Below are 18,434 nucleotides of genomic sequence, written 5' to 3' on the forward strand. Positions count from 1 at the left end.
GGCAGGCGTCCGCGCCTGATCGGCTGCAGCCGTTCGATGCGTGTTCCTGAACGCGAGACGGTTTGATCCCGGCTGTCGCATCCTCGCCCGCATCCAGAGGCGGCGAAGCGAAGCGCAGGCCTCGAAGGACTCTTCCGAACCGGCAACGCGATCCCTCGCGGCAGCTGCGCCTCAGGCCGAGAGGCCGATCGGCATGTCCGCCGATCGAATTGGCAGTTGCCGAACCGTCATTGCGAGCGCAGCGAAGCAACCCAGTGATGCGCCACTTCCAGGGGATGGCGCGCTGCCCTGGGTTGCTTCGCTGCGCCCGCTATGACGGCGTGTGCCGAACGCTCCGCGAGGGGCAGCCACGTTTTTTCGATAGCACCGCATGCGGCCTAACGATCCTGCCGGCCGTCGGGAAAGACGCACGAACTAATATCGCGTGGCCGCCCGCACCGTCTTCGGAATGAAGCGCAAACCTGTTCATTGCGACCGTGCAGCCGCCGCCCGACGCAGGTCCGATTTGACCTCGACGCATCGGCTGGGCCAGTCAGGTTCGGAACCGAGAGATCGCCATGTTCCGTTCCCTGATGAGTGCCCGGCGCTTCGCGCCTCTGTTCTGGTGCCAGTTCTTCTCGGCGTTCAACGACAACTTCCTGAAGAACGCGCTGGGATTCCTGATCCTGTTCGGGATCGGCGGGCAGGCCTATGCGCATGCGGGCGTGCTCGTCACCCTGGCGAGCGCGGTGTTCATCGGGCCGTTCTTCATCCTGTCGGGCCTGGGCGGGCAATGGGCCGACCGCTACGACAAGGCGCTGATGGCCCGGCGGCTCAAATTCGCCGAGATCTTCGCCGCCGGCACCGCGGTGCTGGGCTTCCTGCTGCATTCGGTGCCGGTGCTGTTCGTGGCGCTCGGCCTGTTCGGGACGATCGCGGCGCTGTTCGGCCCGATCAAGTACGGGATTCTGCCGGATCACCTGCGCCGCGAGGAGCTGCCCGCCGGCAACGCGCTGGTCGAGGCCGCGACCTTCCTGGCGATCCTGCTGGGCACGATCGCGGCCGGCGCGGCCTCGGCGATGGGCGGCTCCGGCCTGGTCTTCGGCGCCCTGGTGATGGGCTTCGCGGTTCTGTGCTGGCTGTCGGCCCGGATGATCCCGCCGACCGGGGAGGGTGCGCCGGACCTCCATGTCGACCGCAACGTGGCGCGCTCGACCGTCTCGCTGCTGCGCGACCTCTGGGCCGACACGCGCCTGTGGCGCGGCTCGCTGACGGTGAGCTGGTTCTGGCTGGTCGGCGTGGTGGTGCTGTCGCTCCTGCCGGTTCTGGTGCGCGACGCCTTCAACGGCACCGAGACGGTGATCACCGTGCTGCTGGCTCTGTTCTCCATCGGCATCGCCGTGGGGTCGGGACTGGCCTCTTGGCTCGCCAGCGGCCGGATCGTGCTGCTGCCGACGCCCGTCGGGGCGGTGCTGATGGGCCTGTTCGGCCTCGACCTCGCCTGGACGATCGGGTCCATGCCGCCGCCGCCCGCGGAGGCGATCGGTCCGCTGGACTTCCTGCGCAGCGGCGACGGGCTGCGCACCGCCATCGGCTTCCTCGGCCTCGCCGTGTCGGGCGGGCTCTACATCGTGCCCTCCTTCGCGGCCGTGCAGGCCTGGACCGAGAAGGCGATGCGCGCCCGCATCATCGGGGCGGTCAACGTCGTCACCGCGGCCTTCATGGTCGCCGGCACCCTGGCGCTCGCTGGGCTGCAGGCCATGGACCTGTCGATCGCCAGCCTGCTCGCATTGGTGGCGGTGCTGAACCTGGTCGTCGGCGTCCTCGTATTCGCGACCCTGCCGACCAGCCCGTTCCGGGACGCGCTGTCGATCCTGTTCCGGGCCTTCTACCGGCTGGAGGTGCGCGGGCTCGACAACGTTGCGGCGGCCGGACCGAACTGCATCCTGGCGCTGAACCACGTCTCGTTCCTCGACGCGCCCCTGGCCCTGTCGCTGCTCGATCAGGAGCCGGTCTTCGCGGTCGACAGCGGCATCGCGCAGCGCTGGTGGGTCCGGCCGTTCCTGCGGGTCACCAAGGCGATGCCGCTCGACCCGACCCGGCCGCTCGCGACGCGGACGCTGATCAACGCAGTCAAGAGCGGCGAAACGCTGATCATCTTTCCCGAAGGCCGTCTCACGGTCACCGGCAGCCTGATGAAGGTCTATGACGGCGCCGGGCTGATCGCCGACAAGTCAGGGGCCATGGTGGTGCCCGTGAAGATCGACGGGCTGGAGCGGACCGCGTTCTCGCGCCTGTCCCGCTCGCAGGTGCGCCGGCGCTGGTGGCCGAAGGTGACCGTGACGGTGCTGCCGCCGGTCCGCCTCACCGTGGACCCGGCGCTGCGCGGCAAGGCCCGCCGGCAGGCCGCCGGGGCGGCGCTCTACGGCATCATGTCGGACCTGCTGTTCCGCACCGCCGACACGAACCGCGGCCTGATGGCGGCGCTGATCGATGCCGGGGAGCGCCACGGCTGGCGCCGCACCGCGGTCGAGGATCCGGTCACCGGCCGCCTGACCTACAGCCGCCTGGTGACCGGTGCGAACGTGCTCGGCCGCAAGCTGATGCCCCTCGCCCCCGAGGGCGGGCGGATCGGCGTGATGCTGCCCAACGCCAACGGCGCGGCCGTGACCCTGTTCGCCCTGGCTTCCGCGGGCCGGGTGCCCGCGATGATCAACTTCTCCGCCGGGGCGGCCAACGTCCTCTCCGCCTGCCGGGCGGCACAGGTCGACAAGATCCTGACTTCCCGGGCCTTCATCGAGAAGGGACGGCTCGGAACCCTCGTCGAGGCGATCAAGGGGACCGTCGAGCTGGTCTATTTGGAAGACCTGCGCGCGACCGTCACGACGCCGGACAAGATCCGGGCGCTGCTCGCGGGCCGGAAGCCCCTGGTGAAGCGCCTGGGCGAGGACCCGGCCGCAATCCTGTTCACCTCGGGCAGCGAGGGCACGCCCAAGGGCGTGGTGCTGGCCAACCGCTGCATGCTCGCCAACGTGGCCCAGGTCGCCGCCCGGATCGATTTCGGCCCGACCGACAAGGTGTTCAACGTCCTGCCGGTGTTCCACGCCTTCGGGCTGACCGCCGGGCTGGTCCTGCCGCTGGTCTCGGGCGTGCCGGTCTATCTCTACCCGTCGCCGCTGCACTACCGGATCGTCCCGGAGCTGATCTACGGCTCCAACAGCACGGTCCTGTTCGGCACCGACACGTTCCTGTCCGGCTACGCCCGGGCCGCGCATTCCTACGACCTGCGCTCGCTCCGCTACGTCGTGGCCGGCGCCGAGGCGGTGAAGGAATCCACCCGCAAGACTTGGGGCGAGAAGTTCGGGCTGCGCATCCTCGAGGGCTACGGCGTCACCGAGTGCGGGCCGGTGGTCGCGCTGAACACACCGATGTTCAACCGCTTCGGCACGGTCGGGCGGATCCTGCCCGGGATCGAGACCCGCCTGGAGCCGGTGCCCGGGATCGACGAGGGCGGCCGCCTCGCGCTGCGGGGGCCCAACATCATGCTGGGCTACCTGCGGGCGGAGAAGCCCGGCGTGCTGGAGCCGCCGCCGGATGGCTGGCACGACACCGGCGACATCGTCGCGATCGACGCCATGGGCTTCGTGACGATCAAGGGCCGGGCCAAGCGCTTCGCCAAGATCGCCGGCGAGATGGTGTCGCTCGCCAGCATCGAGGCGCTCGCCGCCGAGCTCTGGCCGAACCAGCCGAGCGCGGTCGCCGCCGTGCCGGATCCGCGCAAGGGCGAGCGGCTGGTGCTGTTCACGCAGGAGAAGGGTGCGACCCGGGCGGCCTTCCAGAGCTTCGCCAAGGGGCGCGGCGCCTCCGACGTGGCGATCCCCGCCGAGGTGGTGGTGCTCGACGCGATTCCGATGCTCGGCACCGGCAAGGTCGACCAGGTCTCCGTCGTCAAGCTGGCCCAGGAACGGGCCAAGGAGATTGCCGCCGCCTGACCGCCTGTCCCACCCGGCCGGCCCGCATCACCCAAACGGGGGATGCGGGCGCAGGCCCGATGCCCTCGTATCACGAATACAGTCATGATTCGATCATTCCCCAGTGATCGAGGTTCGTGGACTGGATTTCGCGATTCAAACGCGTGTCGACGAGGGGTTGAACATGCACAAGGGCAGGCGATTTCCGATCTGGCTGACCCGGCGGGCCTATTTCAAGCGGATCGCGCGCTGGACGAAGCCCGGCAAGGCCCACAAGGCCGCGCCGCAGATCCTCGAGACCGAGCCCGCAGCTCCCGCGTCCAACATCGTGCCGTTCCCGATCCGGGTGGGACAGGCGGTACGTCCGGCCTTCCCGGATTTGCGCGGCGTCAGCCTCGGCTGAGCCGTCCGTCCGGGACTTGCCGGCGCCGCCGGATCGGTGAATCTGTGCGCGCTGGCGGACTCAGGATCAGGAGGATGCGTGCCGGACCACGGGCCTGATCCGAGCCCCGCCGCATCGCCCCGGCGCAGCCTGCGCCGCGCCGCGAGGGTGAGCGTCGCGATCGCGGCGCTCGTGCTGGGGCTCCTGGCGGCCGGCGCCGGGATGGTCTGGCGCTACGCCGCGGCGCTGCCGCCCCTCGACCTCGCGGCGGCCTCGGCGCGCTCCACCGTGGTGCTCGACCGGTCCGACACGCTGCTGCGCCCCTTCGCCACCGCGGACGGCCGCTGGCGGCTGCCGGTCACCGCCGCGACCGTCGATCCGCGCTACCGGGCGATGCTGCTCGCCTACGAGGACCGGCGCTTCGAATCCCATCCGGGGGTCGACCCGGCGGCGATTCTGCGGGCCGCAGCGCAATGGCTGGGGCACGGGCGGATCCTATCGGGGGGCTCGACCCTGTCGATGCAGGTCGCCCGCCTGGTCGAGCCGCGCCACGGGCGCTCGCTGGAGGCCAAGCTCCGGCAGATGGTGCGGGCGGTCGCGCTGGAGCGGCAGCTCGGCAAGGCGGCCCTGCTCGACCTCTACCTGGCGCTCGCCCCCTATGGCGGCCCGCTCGAAGGCGTGCGGGCGGCGAGCCTCGCCTATTTCGGCCGGGAGCCGGTGCGGCTGACGACGGCGCAGGCCGCCCTGCTGGTCGCCCTGCCGCAATCCCCCGAGACCCGCCGGCCCGACCGGTTCCCGGACCGCGCCCGAGCCGCCCGCGACCGGGTGCTCGACCTCGCTGCGAGTCGGGGCCTCCTCAGCTCCGCCGAGGCCGCCGCCGCCAAGGCGGAGCCGGTGCCGACCGCGCGACAGCCGTTCCCGATGCTGGCAGCCCACGCCGCCGAGGCGGCGGTGGCGGCCGAGCCCGGGACGCCGGTGATCCGCCTCGCCATCGACGGGCGGCTGCAGGCGCGGCTGGAGACGCTCGCGGCCGAGCGCGCCGCCGCGGCCGGGCCGGCCCTCTCCGCGGCGATCGTGGTGCTCGACAACCGCGACGGCCGCGTCCTCGCCCAGGTCGGCAGCGCCGGCTACCTGGACCCGAGCCGGCGCGGGGCGATCGACATGACCCTGGCCGTGCGCTCGCCGGGCTCGGCCCTGAAGCCCTTCGTCTACGCGCTGGCCTTCGAGAACGGCCTCGCCCATCCCGAAACGCTGCTGGAGGACCGCCCGGCCCGGTTCTCGGCGAACTACGCGCCGGAGAATTTCGACCTGACCTTCCAGGGGACGGTCACGGCCCGGCGCGCCCTGCAGCTCTCGCTCAACGTGCCCGCGGTGGCGCTGATGGAGGCGGTCGGGCCGGCGCGCTTCATCGCCCGGCTGCGCGCGGCCGGCGCCGGGATCCAGCTCCCGCGCGAGGCGGCGCCGGGCCTGCCGGTGGCGCTCGGCGGCCTCGGCATCACGCTCACCGACCTCGCGCGGCTCTATGCGGGACTGGCCCGCGGCGGGTCGGTGCCGGACATCCTGCGCCGGGCCGGAGACGCCGCCGGGACCGGCCCGGAGCACCGGGTGACCGAGCCGGTGGCGGCCTGGTACGTCGCCGACATCCTGCGCGGGACGCCGCCGCCGGAGAACGCGCTGACGAACCGCATCGCCTACAAGACCGGCACCTCCTTCGGCTACCGCGACGCCTGGGCCGCCGGCTTCGACCGGCACGTCACCGTGGTGGCCTGGATCGGCCGGCCCGACGGCGCGGCGGTGCCGGGCCTCGTCGGCCGGGTGGCCGCCGCCCCGATCCTGTTCGACGCCTTCGCGCGGCTGGGGATCGAGCCCGAGCCGATCCCGCAGCCCCGCAACGTGCTGAGCGTCGCCGAGGCCGGCGGCCTGCCGCCGCCGCTGCGGCGGCTGCATCGCGACGGGGCGGAGACGCAGGGCCCGGCGCTCAAGATCGCCTATCCCCCGGACGGCGCGCGGATCGATCTGGGCCTCGCGGGCGAGCGCGGGGACGAGCGCGACACGGCGGGCCAAGGTCTCGCCCTCAAGGCGCTCGGCGGGGTTCCGCCGCTGACCTGGCTGGTCGACGGCCAGCCCGTGGCACAGACGCCCCGGCGCCGGGCCGAGTGGGTTCCCGGCGGGGCCGGCTTCGCGCGAATCTCGGTTCTCGATGCAACGGGCGCGAGTGACAGCGTCTCCATCCGGATCGAGTGACGGGCCGGCCCAGAGATTGAGCCGACGAAAATGCCTGGGGTGCGTCACTCTGCACCCGACAATACGTTCGTGGACGCAGATCTTCCTCGCCGGATTCATCGCTCATCAACGAATACCGGTCTAGTGCTCGCCGGTGAGGTCGGTGATGGCTTGGAAGGTCGGCGCCGGGATCGCGGTGCTCCTCGGATTGGTCGGCGTGGCGGCGGGGCTCGGCAGCGATGCCGATCCGCGCCGGGCCGGCTGGCGCGAGGCCTATCGTCCGCCCGCCGAGATCCCGTTCCCCAGCGAGAATCCGTACTCGGCCGCCAAGGCCGAGCTGGGCCGACGGCTGTTCTTCGACCCGATCCTGTCCGGCGACGGCACCCGGACCTGCGCCACCTGCCACCTGCCGGATCTCGGCTGGGGTGACGGGCGCGCCCGCGCGGCGACGCGCATGCAGGGCGACATGGACCTGCGCACGCCGACGCTGATCAACGTCGCCTGGCAGGACGGCCCGATGGGCTGGGACGGGAAGTTCCCGACCCTCGAATCCGTCGCCGCGATGCCGATGACCTCGCCGTCCAACATGAACCTGCCGATGGCCGACGCGCTCGCCCGGCTCAGCGCCGATGCGCGCTACGCCTCCGCCTTCGCCAGCGCGTTCGACGATCCCGCGATCACCCGTGAGCGGCTGGAAGCGGCGCTGGCGACCTTCGAGCGCCTGATCGTCGCCGGCACGACCCCGTTCGACCGCTGGATCGCCGGCGATGAGGCGGCCATTGGCGCATCGGCCAAGCGCGGGTTCGACCTGTTCAACGGCCGGGCCGACTGCGCGAGCTGCCATTCCGGCTGGTCGTTCACCGACAATTCGTTCCACGATATCGGCGTCGGCACCGGGACCGACATTGGCCGCGGCCGGTTCAAGCCGACATCGGTCGCCCTGCGCTACGCCTTCAAGACCCCGACGCTCCGGGAGATCGGCCGCCGGGCGCCCTACATGCACGACGGCTCGGCCCCGACCTTGGAGGCGGTGATCGATCTCTACAACCGCGGCGGCATCGACCGCCCGAGCCGGTCCCGGGCGATCAAGCCGCTCCATCTGAGCGCGACGGAGCGGGCCGACCTGCTGGCGTTCCTGGGAACCCTCGCGACGGAGCGGAGCCGCGACCTGACGACGGCCTCGTTCACCACCGCGGTCCCGGCGCCGTAACGGCGGCACGATCGACCGGGACAGGCATTGCGCGCAGGGATGATCCAGGGACACCGCAATCCGCGAATGCCACGCACCATTGGGCTGCTTGGCTGCGCGCAATCCCGGCTGGCCCGCCCAAGCCGGACGGGTATCTCGATCGCACCCTCATGCTGATGTGGGAGCGAAGCGAGCCCTCCGACTGGCCACGCGATCCCCGGGAGGCTCCTTCGCCGTCCGGCGGTCTTCGATCGCAGGGCACCTCAGGATAAGGGCGCGGATGGGAAAGCCGCGTCAACGTGGTTCCCGAGCCGCTCACACAACGCCCGCTGCATCGGCCGGACGGGCAGCCGAACGGGCGTTGTGCGAAGGGCCTCACTCTATCCCAACCGCACTCGTCAGCGGGCGAGCCCTGGCTGGGGCGCTCCGGTCACGCGCCGCTCGCAGGCTTCGAGCGCGGCGGCGAACCGGGCCTCGCCGACCGTGTATTGGTGGGACAGGCTCGCCAGGCTGAGAAGGATCCAGACGCTGCCGAGGACGCTCGCCACCACCACGCCGAGCAGCACGTAGATCGTCCGGGTGTTGCGCCGAACCTCGATGGACAGGTCGTGGACGAGTTCCCGGTTGCCTTGAGAGAGGGCGTCTCTCGCGGCAACCAGCTCGTTGTGCATCTCGCTGATGACGTGGGTGGCATTGTACAGCAGCAGAAGGTGGACGACGAAATCGTCGTCCGTGGTGGTGTTGAGAGCGGCCGCGACGCGCACGGCGAGCTGCCGCTCCCAGGGCAGGAGTTCCCGGCCGTGAACCGTCCGGTAGAACCGCTCGAGGTTGTTCACGGACGGAAGGCCTCGCGCCAGGCCGTGTGGAAGTTGCGCCGCAGGCGCCGTCCCTCGACGCGCAGGCGCATCGGCGCGGTGGTCGCCAGCTCCAGCCAGGTCATGTGCTGGATCCGCAGGGCCTCGATCAGGCGCTCGCCGATCCGCTCGATCTCGATGGTGCGGAAGTTCGGCTGCGCCTTCAGCTGACGGAACACGTCCGAGGCTTCCAGATAATCGAAGTTGGTCGCCTGGGCGGTGTTCTTGGCCAGGATCGCCCGGTCGCATTCGAGCAGCAGCGGCCGGAGCTCCCGCAGCACGTCCAGGGCGGTGGGATCGACGGCGCCGGCGGCCACGACCACGCAGAGGCGGATCTTATCCTCGCGGCAGCTCTCGACGATGATCTCGGTGCTGCGCCGGGTCGTCTCGGTGTCGCCCGCCGGGAAATCGACCACGACGAAGCGCTCGGCGGCATCGGACACGCGCTCGATCAGGTCCTGGACCAGGGTCGGGTCGACGCGGCCGGTAGAATCCTCCGCGCGCAGGCGCTGCCGGAAGCAGGAGACGCCCGGGCGGCGCGGCACGAAGTTCTGGCTGCCCGGCTCGGTCTCGCGCATCAGCGCCGTGTGGAAGTGCCGGTTGGCCGGATCGGTGTCCACCGCCAGGACGGGGCCGACCTCGGCGCAGAGATCGGCGATCTGCAGGGCGATGGTCGTCTTGCCGACGCCGCCCTTGCCGCCGAGGCACAAGATCAGGACCTTCGAATTGCCCGACCCGAGAAGATCCTGCTGGATGTCCTGGAGCTCGGACGGGGTGTACCAGGCCGGAACCTTGAGCTGCGTGGCGTCGGTCATGGAAGTCTCCTTGCGGTGAATGGCGCAGGGCTGCGTCCGCGCGGGCGTGGCTGCGGCGCGCGGAGACGGTCCTGCGGGGGTGTCAGGGTTCGTGTCGTCGATCCGGGCCCGGCCCGGTGGCGGCTGGGCCGGATATCGGCGCCGACCGCGGGCCGGCGCCGCCCGTGCGCGTCAGGAGGAAGGACGCTCTCAAGCAGCCGGTCCCCGGTCGGGCGCCGAAGCGGAGGCCGCGTGCCGCGGCCGCCTGAGGCCCAACCGGGGCATCGAGCCGAGCAGGTCGGGACCGGGAATATTCGCCCACTTCACGCCTTGCACTCCATTGCCGGCCCGGTGCCGCGGCGGGGCCGCGCCCGATCGTCGTCCGGGCGGCGTCGCGCAGGACAGAGAGTTCGCCCAGCTCTCGGCGCAAGGCAAGCCTATAAGTTCCGATGTTGACAGCTTATACGCTGCTATGATCCCAAAACCGAAGAATCATTACAGCACAATTTTCGCAATTTTCCAAACCAATGCTTCGGAATCGGCTTCATATCTATAAGTACACGACCGTTATGAACCAAAATCAATCGCCATATCTACGCCGAAGACAAACAGAAATCGTCCCAATTCACACCGCAGTGCGGCAACAGCCGATCCGGAACGGGGAAGGACGCCGCCGCGACAGCGCCAACGTCCAAAGACATCACGCCTGGGATGCTGCTGAGCGGAGCGGGGATCGGCGGGCGGCTGTCCGGGCCCGGATCCGGGTCCCTGCCGCGATGCAACCGGCCATCGCCGAGGTTGCACGTGCAATTCACAGCGTTAACCTTCCACTCATATTCGTTAATAAACTATTGGCGAAGAGCTGATGAAGCTATCTAAATAGCCCGGTAACCACGGTGTCGGCAGGCACCGGCGAGGCTCCGATGTCAGCATTCAAGAATAAGCGCACCTCCACCGGATACGCCCTCGCCACCGCGGGAGCGGCGAGCCTCGCGGCCACGAGCGAGGCGCAGGCCCATGTGAAGTGGTTTTGTGCCTACGATGTCGCCGGGCAGCCGCAGGGCCTCGAACAGGTGCTCTGCGCCAATTTCGAGGGGCTGACCGTGCTCGCCCTGGTCTGCCTGATGTTCGGGTGCCTGGCCGAGGGAACGCCGCTTGGGAGCGCGCTGCTCAACGCCCTCGATCGCGTGACCGCCCGGATCCGCACCGACACCGAGCTGCTGGTGCGGGCCACCCTGGGCTTCTTCTTCGTCTCGCTCTGGGAACTCGGCGGCATCATCCTGACCCCCGAGCTGAAGACTGATGTCGCCTGGATCCCGTGGTTCCAGCTGGCGCTCGCCGGCTGCCTGATCTGGCGCCGCACCATGCCGCTCACGGGCCTGGGGATCGTGTTCCTGTTCAGCTTCGCCACGGCGCAGTACGGCGTCTTCCACCTCGCCGACTACCCGATCTTCCTCGGCGTGGCCGTCTACCTGATCTGCCGCGGCCTCGATCTGGCGCCCTTCGGCCTCCGTCCGCTCGACATCGTCCGCTGGACCGCCGCGATCACGCTGATGTGGGCGTCGATCGAGAAGTGGGCCTACCCGCAATGGACCGATCCGCTGCTCGCCGCCAAGCCGCAGATGACGCTGGGCGCGACCCCCGAGCTGTTCATGCAGGCCGCCGGCGTCATCGAGTTCACCCTGGCCTTCGCGCTGATCTGGACCCCGCTGGTCCGGCGTTGCGCGGCGATCATCCTGGCCGCGATCTTCATCTCGGCGGTGTTCGAGTTCGGCAAGGTCGACGCGATCGGCCATTCCGGGATCATCGTCGTGCTGATCGGCATCGCCGCCGACGATGTCCGCATGGCGGTCCGCGCCCGCCACGTGGTGCTGGCCCCGGCCTGGTACGGGGCCGCCCTGGCGCTGTTCCTCTTCCTCTACTACGCCGGCCACGCGGCCCTGTTCGGCGGCCTCGAGGCGTTGCCGGTGATCTGACGGGCGCTCAGCGCGCCGCGACCAGCGGCGCGAACACGTCGGTCAGCCCGGTGATCAGGATCTGAGTCCCGACGCAGAGCAGCAGGAAGGCGAACAGGCGCCCGGTCACCCGGGCCCGGGCCGGGCCGATCAGCGCCACGACCCGGTCGGCCGAGGCGTAGATCAGCGCCACCGCGAGGGCCACGACCAGGGCCGCCAGGGTGACGCCGATATAGAAGCCGAACCGGTCCGCGTAGGCGGCCGGCCGGTTCGACCCCAGGGTGATCGCCACCGCGATGGTGCCGGGCCCGGTGGTGAACGGCAGGGTCAGGGGGAAGAACGCGATCTCGGCGAGCGGGGCCGGCGCCGGATCCCCGCCGGTCTCGATCAGCGTCGTCGCGCCACGATCCTTCGAGCCCGACGCCTCCGCCTGCTTGCGCGCCTCGCGCGCCTCGGGCCGATTGAGCTGGTTCCAGGCCGAGGACATCACCACCAGCCCGCCGGCGATCCGCAGGGCCGCCAGGGTCACGCCGAAGAAGTTGAGGATCGGCGTTCCGGCCCAGAGGGCGCCGAGCATCACCAGGGCGGCGTAGACCCCGATCTTGCGCGACAGCAGCACCCGCTCGGCATGGCTGTAGGCGCTGGTCACCTGGGCGAAGATGAAGGCCCCGCCGATCGGGTTCACGATCGCGATCAGGCCCGAGAGGGCGAGCAGGAACTGCTGGATTGTGAAATCGATGCTCATCAGGGCCGCCGCCTAGACCAAGCGGCCCGCAACGGCCAGCCTCTTGGGCCGGATCAGCCCGGGGAGGGCGCCGGCACCAGCACCCGGGCCGGCGACAGGCGGCGGGCGCGGCGGACCTGCTGGACCGCCACCGGGCGGTAGAGCTGCTTGGTCGCGTCGACCACGTGCAGGCCGGCAAAGGGCAGCGCCAGCCCGGAGCCGAGCCGCTCCCAGGCCGGCCCCGTGCGCAGCATCAGCCGCGAGCGCACCGGCGGCATGTACAGGGTCTCGGCCCAGCCCTCGGGGGAGAACAGCGTGTCGCGCATCAGCCGGCCGAGCTGCGACCGGCTGTAGGGCTGGCCGTGGCCGAAGGGCGTCGCCTCGCGCCGGGCCCAGACCCCGCGCCGGTTCGGCACGACCAGGATCATCCGGCCACCCGGCGTCAGCGTGCGCCAGACCTCCTGCAGCAGCTCCGTCGGGCTCTCGACCGATTCCAGCGCGTGGACCAGCACGACCCGGTCGATGGCGGCCTCGGGCAGCGGCATCATGGTCGGGTCGGCCAGCGCCGTGCAGGAGCGGCCGGAGCCCGGCCAGTTCACCACCCCTTGCGTCGCCGGCATGAAGGCGAGGGTCCGCTCGGCGATGCAGTGGATCGGCCCGAGATACGGCGTTGCGTAGCCGATCCCGAGGACGCGTAGACCCGAGACCGAACCCAGGAACCCGTGGAGGGCGCGGGCGACGACGCGGTGCGTCTCGGCCCCCAGGGGGCTGGCGTAGAAGGCCCGCAGGCCGTTGACGTCGAGACGCATGGAGGAACGGGAGAATGAGGCCGGGACGACGATCCTAACTCAATGGTGGGCCGCGCCGCCCGCGGCAAGCATCTCGGGATGTTCCGGCGGTGGAACCGGGCTTGATCGCCGCCGGTTCACGGCAGCAGATTTCGCGCGTCGCCGCGCCTTGCGAATCTTCGCGCCTCCTGACGAGGGACTCCGATGGCTGCCGAGACCGAGATCCGAACCTTCCTGTGCCGCAGCGACAATATCGGGGTCTTGATTCGCGATCCCGTCAGCGGCGCCTGCGCGGCGATCGACGTGCCGGAGGCCGGGCCGGTCCTGAAGGCGCTGGACGAGACCGGCTGGCGCCTGACCGACATCCTGGTGACCCATCGGCACGGCGATCACGTCGAGGGCATCCCGGCGGTGAAGCGCGCCACCGGGGCCCGGGTGGTGGCGCCGGCCAAAGCCGGCAACGCGGTCCCGGACGTGGATGTGACGGTCGGCGAGGGCGACACCGTGCAGGTCGGCGGGCTCACGGCCCAGGTCTGGGAGACCCCCGGCCACTGCGCCGATCACGTCACCTACTGGTTCGAGGAGGCCGGCCTGGTCTGTTCGGGGGACACGCTGTTTACCCTCGGCTGCGGCCGGGTGATGGAGAGCCCGCCCGAGACCCTGTGGCGCTCCCTGCGGCGGTTCGAACACCTGCCCGACGCCACGCGGGTGTTCAGCGGCCACGATTACGTCCTGTCCAATGCCCGCTTCGCCCTGGCGGCGGAACCGGACAACCGCGACCTGTTGGCGCGCAAGGCCGAGGCCGAGCGGGCCAAGGCCGAAGGTCGTTTTCTGATTCCCTCGACAATGGGCGATGAGCGCGCGACCAATCCGTTCCTGCGTGCGAGCCTACCGACTCTGGCTAAGTCAGTGGATCTTGCGCCCGGCACAGATCCGGAAGCGGTGTTTGTTGCGCTGCGTGCGTGGAAGGACCGCTTCTAGGACCGGTGATAACCAAGAAAATTTTGTTGCGTTCTCAAGCCGAACTGACACATACCCTGTGCAAGCGGTCCAATCCGCTCGGTCAACGGGCTCCCGGGGGGAAGCCGTAACGTCAACGCGAAGCGCCGGGACGCTTCCGCCGGTATGATGGGGGTCCGTCTCGCCCTACCACCTGTCCACCTCCCGCCTTCCGCTTCCGTTCCTTAAGCCAGAATCTGACGGGGCTAAGGAAGAGGCGCTCAGCGCAAAGTCCAAGATTCCTGCTACAGACACGAATGCCAGTGACGCGCTTCGCGACACCGGCGAAGGGGCGGCCCCGTCGCGTCCCCGCGCGCCGGTCGCTGCCGATGTACGGTTGCTCGGTATCGCCACCGAGCACCTGTCCCGACTCGGACCCAAGCGCGTGACGGTGGTCGCCGTCGCGGCGGAAGCCGGGATGACGCATGCCAACGTCTACCGCTATTTCCCGTCGAAGGATGCGCTCCTCGACGCGGTGGCCGGACGCTGGCTGCGCGAGGTCGAGGCGCGGCTCGCCGGCATCGCCGACGCGCCCGACCCGGCCGACGACAAGATCGAGCGGCTGCTCACCGCTCTCGCGACGGTTCAGCGCGACGCCTTGTTCGACGAGCCCAACCTGTTCGCCGTCCATCTCGACGCCACGGTCTCGGCCCGGCCCATCGCCCGACGGCACCGGGTGCGCCTGCGCAGCCTGGTGGAGCGCGTGGTCGAAGAAGGCATCACCTCGGGGATCTTCTCCGCCCGGGACCGGGAGCGGGCGATCGCCTACATCTTCGATGCGAGCTATCGCTTCACCCATCCGCTCGCGATCCAGCACGATGCGGAAGTCCCGCGCGACCTGATCGAGGCCCGGTTCGGCGCGGTGATCCACGCGATCCAGCGGGTCCTCCGCTCCGGGATTCTCTGACGCCGCAAGCGCGCGGCTCGGCGCCTGCTGATGCATCTCAAGGCCCGGACATCGCGTCCGGGCCTTTCGCGTTTCAGCGCCTGCGATCAGGGCGCGATCCACAGGGTGGAACCGGGCCGAAATCGGCGAAATGACAAGCTTTCGGATGTGTCATCCCGGCTTTCCGGGTCGGCCGAGCCAGAGTGCGGCGCACCTAAAACCCTCCCGCCATTGATGTTTCATCGCCGTGTCCTGCCCCGCGCGAGCGCCGGCGCGAGCCGAACCACCCCGGCTGCAACCGGCCATCGGGTTGAAGCGCCGAGGCTTTTCGGTCACACAGCCGCGCAGATTCCAGAGCGGCGAATCCCGCGTCGGACCCGGCCACCGGACGGTCCCGACGCCTCGCCGATCCCACCGAAGACGACACGCAGCGGAGGTTGATCCGACATGGCTCGCAACAAGATCGCGCTCATCGGTGCCGGCCAGATCGGCGGCACCCTGGCCCTCCTGGCTGGCCTGAAGGATCTCGGCGACGTGGTGCTGTTCGACATCGTCGACGGCGTGCCCCAGGGCAAGGCGCTCGACATCGCCGAGGCCGCCCCGGTCGAGGGCTTCGACGCGACCTATTCGGGCGCCAGCGACTATTCCGCCATCAAGGGCGCCGACGTGGTGATCGTCACCGCTGGCGTGCCGCGCAAGCCCGGCATGAGCCGCGATGACCTGATCGGCATCAACCTCAAGGTCATGCAGGCGGTGGGCGAGGGCATCAAGAGCTACGCCCCGGACGCCTTCGTGATCTGCATCACCAACCCGCTCGACGCGATGGTCTGGGCCCTGCAGAAGTTCTCGGGCCTGCCCACCAACAAGATCGTCGGCATGGCCGGCGTGCTCGACTCGGCCCGCTTCCGCCACTTCCTGGCCGACGAGTTCAAGGTCTCGGTCGAGGACGTCACCGCCTTCGTGCTCGGCGGCCACGGCGACGACATGGTCCCGCTGGTGCGCTACTCGACGGTGGCCGGCGTGCCGCTGACCGATCTGGTCAAGCTCGGCTGGACCACCCAGGAGAAGCTCGACGCCATGGTCGAGCGCACCCGCAAGGGCGGCGGCGAGATCGTCAACCTGCTCAAGACCGGCTCGGCCTTCTACGCGCCCGCCGCCTCCGCCATCGCGATGGCTGAGAGCTACCTGCGCGACAAGAAGCGGGTCCTGCCCTGCGCCGCCTATCTGGACGGCCAGTACGGCGTGAAGGGCATGTTCATCGGCGTGCCGATCGTCATCGGCGCCGGCGGCGTGGAGCGCGTCCTCGAAGTCACGTTCGACCCGGCCGAGAAGGCGATGTTCGACAAGTCCGTCGCCTCGGTGACCGGCCTGATCGAAGCCTGCAAGGGCGTCGACAGCAACCTCGCCTAAGATACGGCCCGGAGCGGCGCGGTTGCAGCCGACCCGGGGGCCGGTCACGGTCCCCACAGGCGGCTCGTCGCGTCGCTCTCCGCTCCTTGCTTCTCGCTCCTCATCAAGAGGCCCCGATGAACATCCATGAATACCAGGCCAAGGCCGTGTTGAAGGAGTTCGGCCTGCCGATCTCCCGCGGCGTGGCGATCTTCGACCCGTCGGAGGCCGAGGCCGCCGCCAAGGAACTCGGCGGCCCGGTCTGGGTCGTGAAGAGCCAGATCCACGCGGGCGGCCGCGGCAAGGGGACCTTCAAGGACGCCCCCCAGGGCGCGAAGGGCGGCGTGCGGGTCACCAAGTCCATCGACGAGGTGAAGCAGTACGCCAGCGAGATGCTCGGCCAGACCCTGGTGACGATCCAGACCGGGCCGGCCGGCAAGCAGGTCAACCGCCTCTACATCGAGGAAGGCGCCCAGATCGCCGAGGAATTCTACCTCTCGATGCTGGTCGATCGCGCCACCGGCGGCGTCGCCTTCGTGGTCTCCACCGAGGGCGGCATGGATATCGAGGCGGTCGCCCACGACACGCCCGAGAAGATCCACACGATCCCGGTCGATCCCGCCACGGGCGTGATGCCCCATCACGGCCGGGCGGTCGCCAAGGCCCTCGGGCTCACCGGCGCCCAGGCCAAGGAAGCGGCGTCGCTGACGGAGAAGCTCTACACCGCGTTCGTGTCCAAGGACATGAGCATGCTCGAGATCAACCCGCTGGTGCTCACCGCCGACGGCCATCTCAAGTGCCTCGACGCCAAGATCTCGTTCGACTCGAACGCGCTCTACAAGCACGCCGACATCGTCGCGCTGCGGGACGAGACCGAGGAGGACGCCAAGGAGATCGAGGCGTCCAAATACGACCTCGCCTACATCGCGCTCGACGGCACGATCGGCTGCATGGTCAACGGCGCCGGCCTCGCCATGGCGACGCTCGACATCATCAAGCTCTACGGCGAGAGCCCGGCCAACTTCCTCGATGTCGGCGGCGGCGCCTCCGAGGAGAAGGTCACGGCGGCGTTCAAGATCATCACCGCAGACCCGCAGGTGAAGGGGATCCTCGTCAACATCTTCGGCGGGATCATGAAGTGCGACGTCATCGCCCGCGGCGTCATCGCCGCCGTCAAGGCGGTGGGCCTGCAGGTGCCGCTGGTGGTGCGCCTCGAAGGCACCAACGTCGAAGAGGGCAAGGATATCATCCGGGGCTCCGGCCTCAACGTGATCCCGGCGGACGACCTCGACGACGCCGCCCAGAAGATCGTCGCCGCCGTGAAGGGAGCCTGATCATGTCGGTGATGATCGACGCGAACACCAAGGTCATCTGCCAGGGCTTTACCGGCAAGAACGGGACCTTCCACTCCGAGCAGGCCCTCGCGTACGGGACCAAGATGGTCGGCGGCACGAGCCCCGGCAAAGGCGGCTCGACCCATCTCGGCCTGCCGGTCTTCGACACGGTGGCCGAGGCCCGCGAGGCCACCGGCGCCGACGCCTCGGTGGTCTACGTGCCGCCGCCCGGCGCCGCCGACGCGATCTGCGAGGCGATCGCCGCCGAGATCCCGCTGATCGTGTGCATCACCGAGGGCATTCCGGTGCTCGACATGGTCAAGGTGAAGCGGGCGCTCACCGGCTCGAAGTCGCGCCTCGTCGGCCCGAACTGCCCCGGCATCGTCACCGCCGGCCAGTCGAAGATCGGCATCATGCCGGCCAACATCTTCCGCCAGGGCTCGGTCGGGATCGTGTCGCGCTCGGGCACCCTGACCTACGAGGCGGTGTTCCAGACCACCAATGCCGGCCTGGGCCAGACCACGGCCGTGGGCATCGGCGGCGACCCGGTGAAGGGCACGGAGTTCATCGACGTGCTGGAGCTGTTCCTGGCCGACCCGAAGACCGAGTCGATTGTGATGATCGGCGAGATCGGTGGCTCGGCCGAGGAGGAGGCCGCCCAGTTCCTGAAGGACGAGGCCAAGCGCGGGCGCAAGAAGCCGATGGTCGGCTTCATCGCGGGCCGCACGGCGCCTCCGGGCCGCCGCATGGGCCATGCCGGCGCGATCATCTCGGGCGGCAAGGGCGGCGCCGAGGACAAGATCGCCGCCATGGAGGCCGCGGGCATCCGCGTGTCGCCGTCGCCGGCCCGGCTCGGCTCGACGCTCGTCGACGTCCTCAAGGGCTGAGGCGCGCGCCTGCGTCGCGGCCCGCGCAGGGCCGCGACCCCCATATCGACGGGACGGGGCGGTGAGCCGCCCCGGAAAAC

Annotated in this window: 14 protein-coding genes; 10 read left to right on the forward strand and 4 right to left on the reverse strand. The window is 70.0% G+C overall.

All coding sequences use genetic code 11. The features are described from left to right. The first annotated feature begins 557 nt into the window (after nt 1–557). From LGR69_RS17750 to LGR69_RS17765, 4 genes are all read left to right on the forward strand, one after another. Nucleotides 558–3,971: an acyl-[ACP]--phospholipid O-acyltransferase gene (locus LGR69_RS17750; protein ID WP_091864206.1), complete on the forward strand. Its 3,414-nt coding sequence runs from the start codon at nt 558–560 to the stop codon at nt 3,969–3,971. Between the two features lie 163 nt (nt 3,972–4,134). Continuing rightward, nucleotides 4,135–4,353: a hypothetical protein gene (locus LGR69_RS17755; RefSeq protein ID WP_091864244.1), complete on the forward strand. Its 219-nt coding sequence runs from the start codon at nt 4,135–4,137 to the stop codon at nt 4,351–4,353. Nucleotides 4,354–4,431: 78 nt separating this feature from the next. Next, entirely contained in the window at nt 4,432–6,576 is a 2,145-nt protein-coding gene (pbpC, locus tag LGR69_RS17760) for a penicillin-binding protein 1C (protein WP_370881386.1), read from the forward strand. 145 nt (nt 6,577–6,721) lie between these two features. After that, complete coding sequence (locus LGR69_RS17765) at nt 6,722–7,765, forward strand: cytochrome-c peroxidase (protein ID WP_230366848.1); 1,044 nt, start codon at nt 6,722–6,724, stop codon at nt 7,763–7,765. Between the two features lie 377 nt (nt 7,766–8,142). Here the strand turns inward: LGR69_RS17765 and LGR69_RS17770 are convergent, their stop codons facing one another. Then, the gene (locus tag LGR69_RS17770; RefSeq protein ID WP_091864209.1) at nt 8,143–8,580 is read right to left on the reverse strand and encodes a hypothetical protein; all 438 of its coding nucleotides are present in this window, start codon (nt 8,578–8,580) and stop codon (nt 8,143–8,145) included. Continuing rightward, a complete protein-coding gene (locus LGR69_RS17775; RefSeq protein ID WP_007560082.1) occupies nt 8,577–9,413 on the reverse strand; it encodes a nucleotide-binding protein in 837 nt (278 codons plus the stop codon). Before LGR69_RS17775 ends, LGR69_RS17770 begins: the two co-directional genes overlap by 4 nt. A 902-nt stretch (nt 9,414–10,315) precedes the next feature. Here LGR69_RS17775 and LGR69_RS17780 point away from each other — a divergent pair. Continuing rightward, on the forward strand, nt 10,316–11,368 hold the full coding sequence (locus LGR69_RS17780; RefSeq protein WP_230366849.1) for a hypothetical protein: 1,053 nt from the start codon (nt 10,316–10,318) through the stop codon (nt 11,366–11,368). Between the two features lie 7 nt (nt 11,369–11,375). On the opposite strand, the gene LGR69_RS17785 is transcribed toward LGR69_RS17780, so the two are convergent. Together LGR69_RS17785 and LGR69_RS17790 are read right to left on the reverse strand one after the other, a co-directional pair. Continuing rightward, nucleotides 11,376–12,092, reverse strand: coding sequence for a MarC family protein (locus LGR69_RS17785; protein WP_007560087.1), 717 nt, complete (start codon nt 12,090–12,092; stop codon nt 11,376–11,378). A gap of 53 nt (nt 12,093–12,145) precedes the next feature. Beyond that, the gene (locus LGR69_RS17790) at nt 12,146–12,880 is read right to left on the reverse strand and encodes a methyltransferase domain-containing protein (RefSeq protein WP_007560090.1); all 735 of its coding nucleotides are present in this window, start codon (nt 12,878–12,880) and stop codon (nt 12,146–12,148) included. A gap of 183 nt (nt 12,881–13,063) precedes the next feature. Here LGR69_RS17790 and gloB point away from each other — a divergent pair, with 183 nt between their 5' ends. From gloB to sucD, 5 genes are all read left to right on the forward strand, one after another. Then, nucleotides 13,064–13,840 (forward strand): hydroxyacylglutathione hydrolase, encoded by a 777-nt coding sequence (gene gloB, locus LGR69_RS17795; RefSeq protein WP_007560092.1) that lies wholly within the window; start codon nt 13,064–13,066, stop codon nt 13,838–13,840. Nucleotides 13,841–14,195: 355 nt separating this feature from the next. Next, nucleotides 14,196–14,765, forward strand: a complete 570-nt coding sequence (locus LGR69_RS17800; protein ID WP_007560094.1) for a TetR family transcriptional regulator — start codon at nt 14,196–14,198, stop codon at nt 14,763–14,765. Between the two features lie 426 nt (nt 14,766–15,191). After that, a complete protein-coding gene (mdh, locus tag LGR69_RS17805) occupies nt 15,192–16,154 on the forward strand; it encodes a malate dehydrogenase (protein ID WP_007560096.1) in 963 nt (320 codons plus the stop codon). 116 nt (nt 16,155–16,270) lie between these two features. Beyond that, nucleotides 16,271–17,467 (forward strand): ADP-forming succinate--CoA ligase subunit beta, encoded by a 1,197-nt coding sequence (gene sucC / locus LGR69_RS17810; protein ID WP_007560098.1) that lies wholly within the window; start codon nt 16,271–16,273, stop codon nt 17,465–17,467. A gap of 2 nt (nt 17,468–17,469) precedes the next feature. Beyond that, on the forward strand, nt 17,470–18,354 hold the full coding sequence (gene sucD, locus LGR69_RS17815; RefSeq protein ID WP_007560100.1) for a succinate--CoA ligase subunit alpha: 885 nt from the start codon (nt 17,470–17,472) through the stop codon (nt 18,352–18,354). The last annotated feature ends 80 nt before the right edge of the window (nt 18,355–18,434 follow it).

Origin of the sequence: Methylobacterium brachiatum, assembly GCF_020523825.1 — a bacterium.
Lineage (GTDB): Bacteria > Pseudomonadota > Alphaproteobacteria > Rhizobiales > Beijerinckiaceae > Methylobacterium > Methylobacterium brachiatum.

Excerpts from the sequence above, each read along its gene's own strand:
- LGR69_RS17750 (WP_091864206.1), top strand. The coding sequence starts at position 558 with ATGTTCCGTTCCCTGATGAGTGCCCGGCGCTTCGCGCCTCTGTTCTGG.
- LGR69_RS17755 (WP_091864244.1), top strand. The coding sequence starts at position 4,135 with ATGCACAAGGGCAGGCGATTTCCGATCTGGCTGACCCGGCGGGCCTAT.
- LGR69_RS17765 (WP_230366848.1), top strand. The coding sequence starts at position 6,722 with ATGGCTTGGAAGGTCGGCGCCGGGATCGCGGTGCTCCTCGGATTGGTC.
- LGR69_RS17775 (WP_007560082.1), bottom strand. The coding sequence starts at position 9,413 with ATGACCGACGCCACGCAGCTCAAGGTTCCGGCCTGGTACACCCCGTCC.
- LGR69_RS17780 (WP_230366849.1), top strand. The coding sequence starts at position 10,316 with ATGTCAGCATTCAAGAATAAGCGCACCTCCACCGGATACGCCCTCGCC.
- LGR69_RS17785 (WP_007560087.1), bottom strand. The coding sequence starts at position 12,092 with ATGAGCATCGATTTCACAATCCAGCAGTTCCTGCTCGCCCTCTCGGGC.
- LGR69_RS17790 (WP_007560090.1), bottom strand. The coding sequence starts at position 12,880 with ATGCGTCTCGACGTCAACGGCCTGCGGGCCTTCTACGCCAGCCCCCTG.
- gloB (WP_007560092.1), top strand. The coding sequence starts at position 13,064 with ATGGCTGCCGAGACCGAGATCCGAACCTTCCTGTGCCGCAGCGACAAT.
- mdh (WP_007560096.1), top strand. The coding sequence starts at position 15,192 with ATGGCTCGCAACAAGATCGCGCTCATCGGTGCCGGCCAGATCGGCGGC.
- sucC (WP_007560098.1), top strand. The coding sequence starts at position 16,271 with ATGAACATCCATGAATACCAGGCCAAGGCCGTGTTGAAGGAGTTCGGC.
- sucD (WP_007560100.1), top strand. The coding sequence starts at position 17,470 with ATGTCGGTGATGATCGACGCGAACACCAAGGTCATCTGCCAGGGCTTT.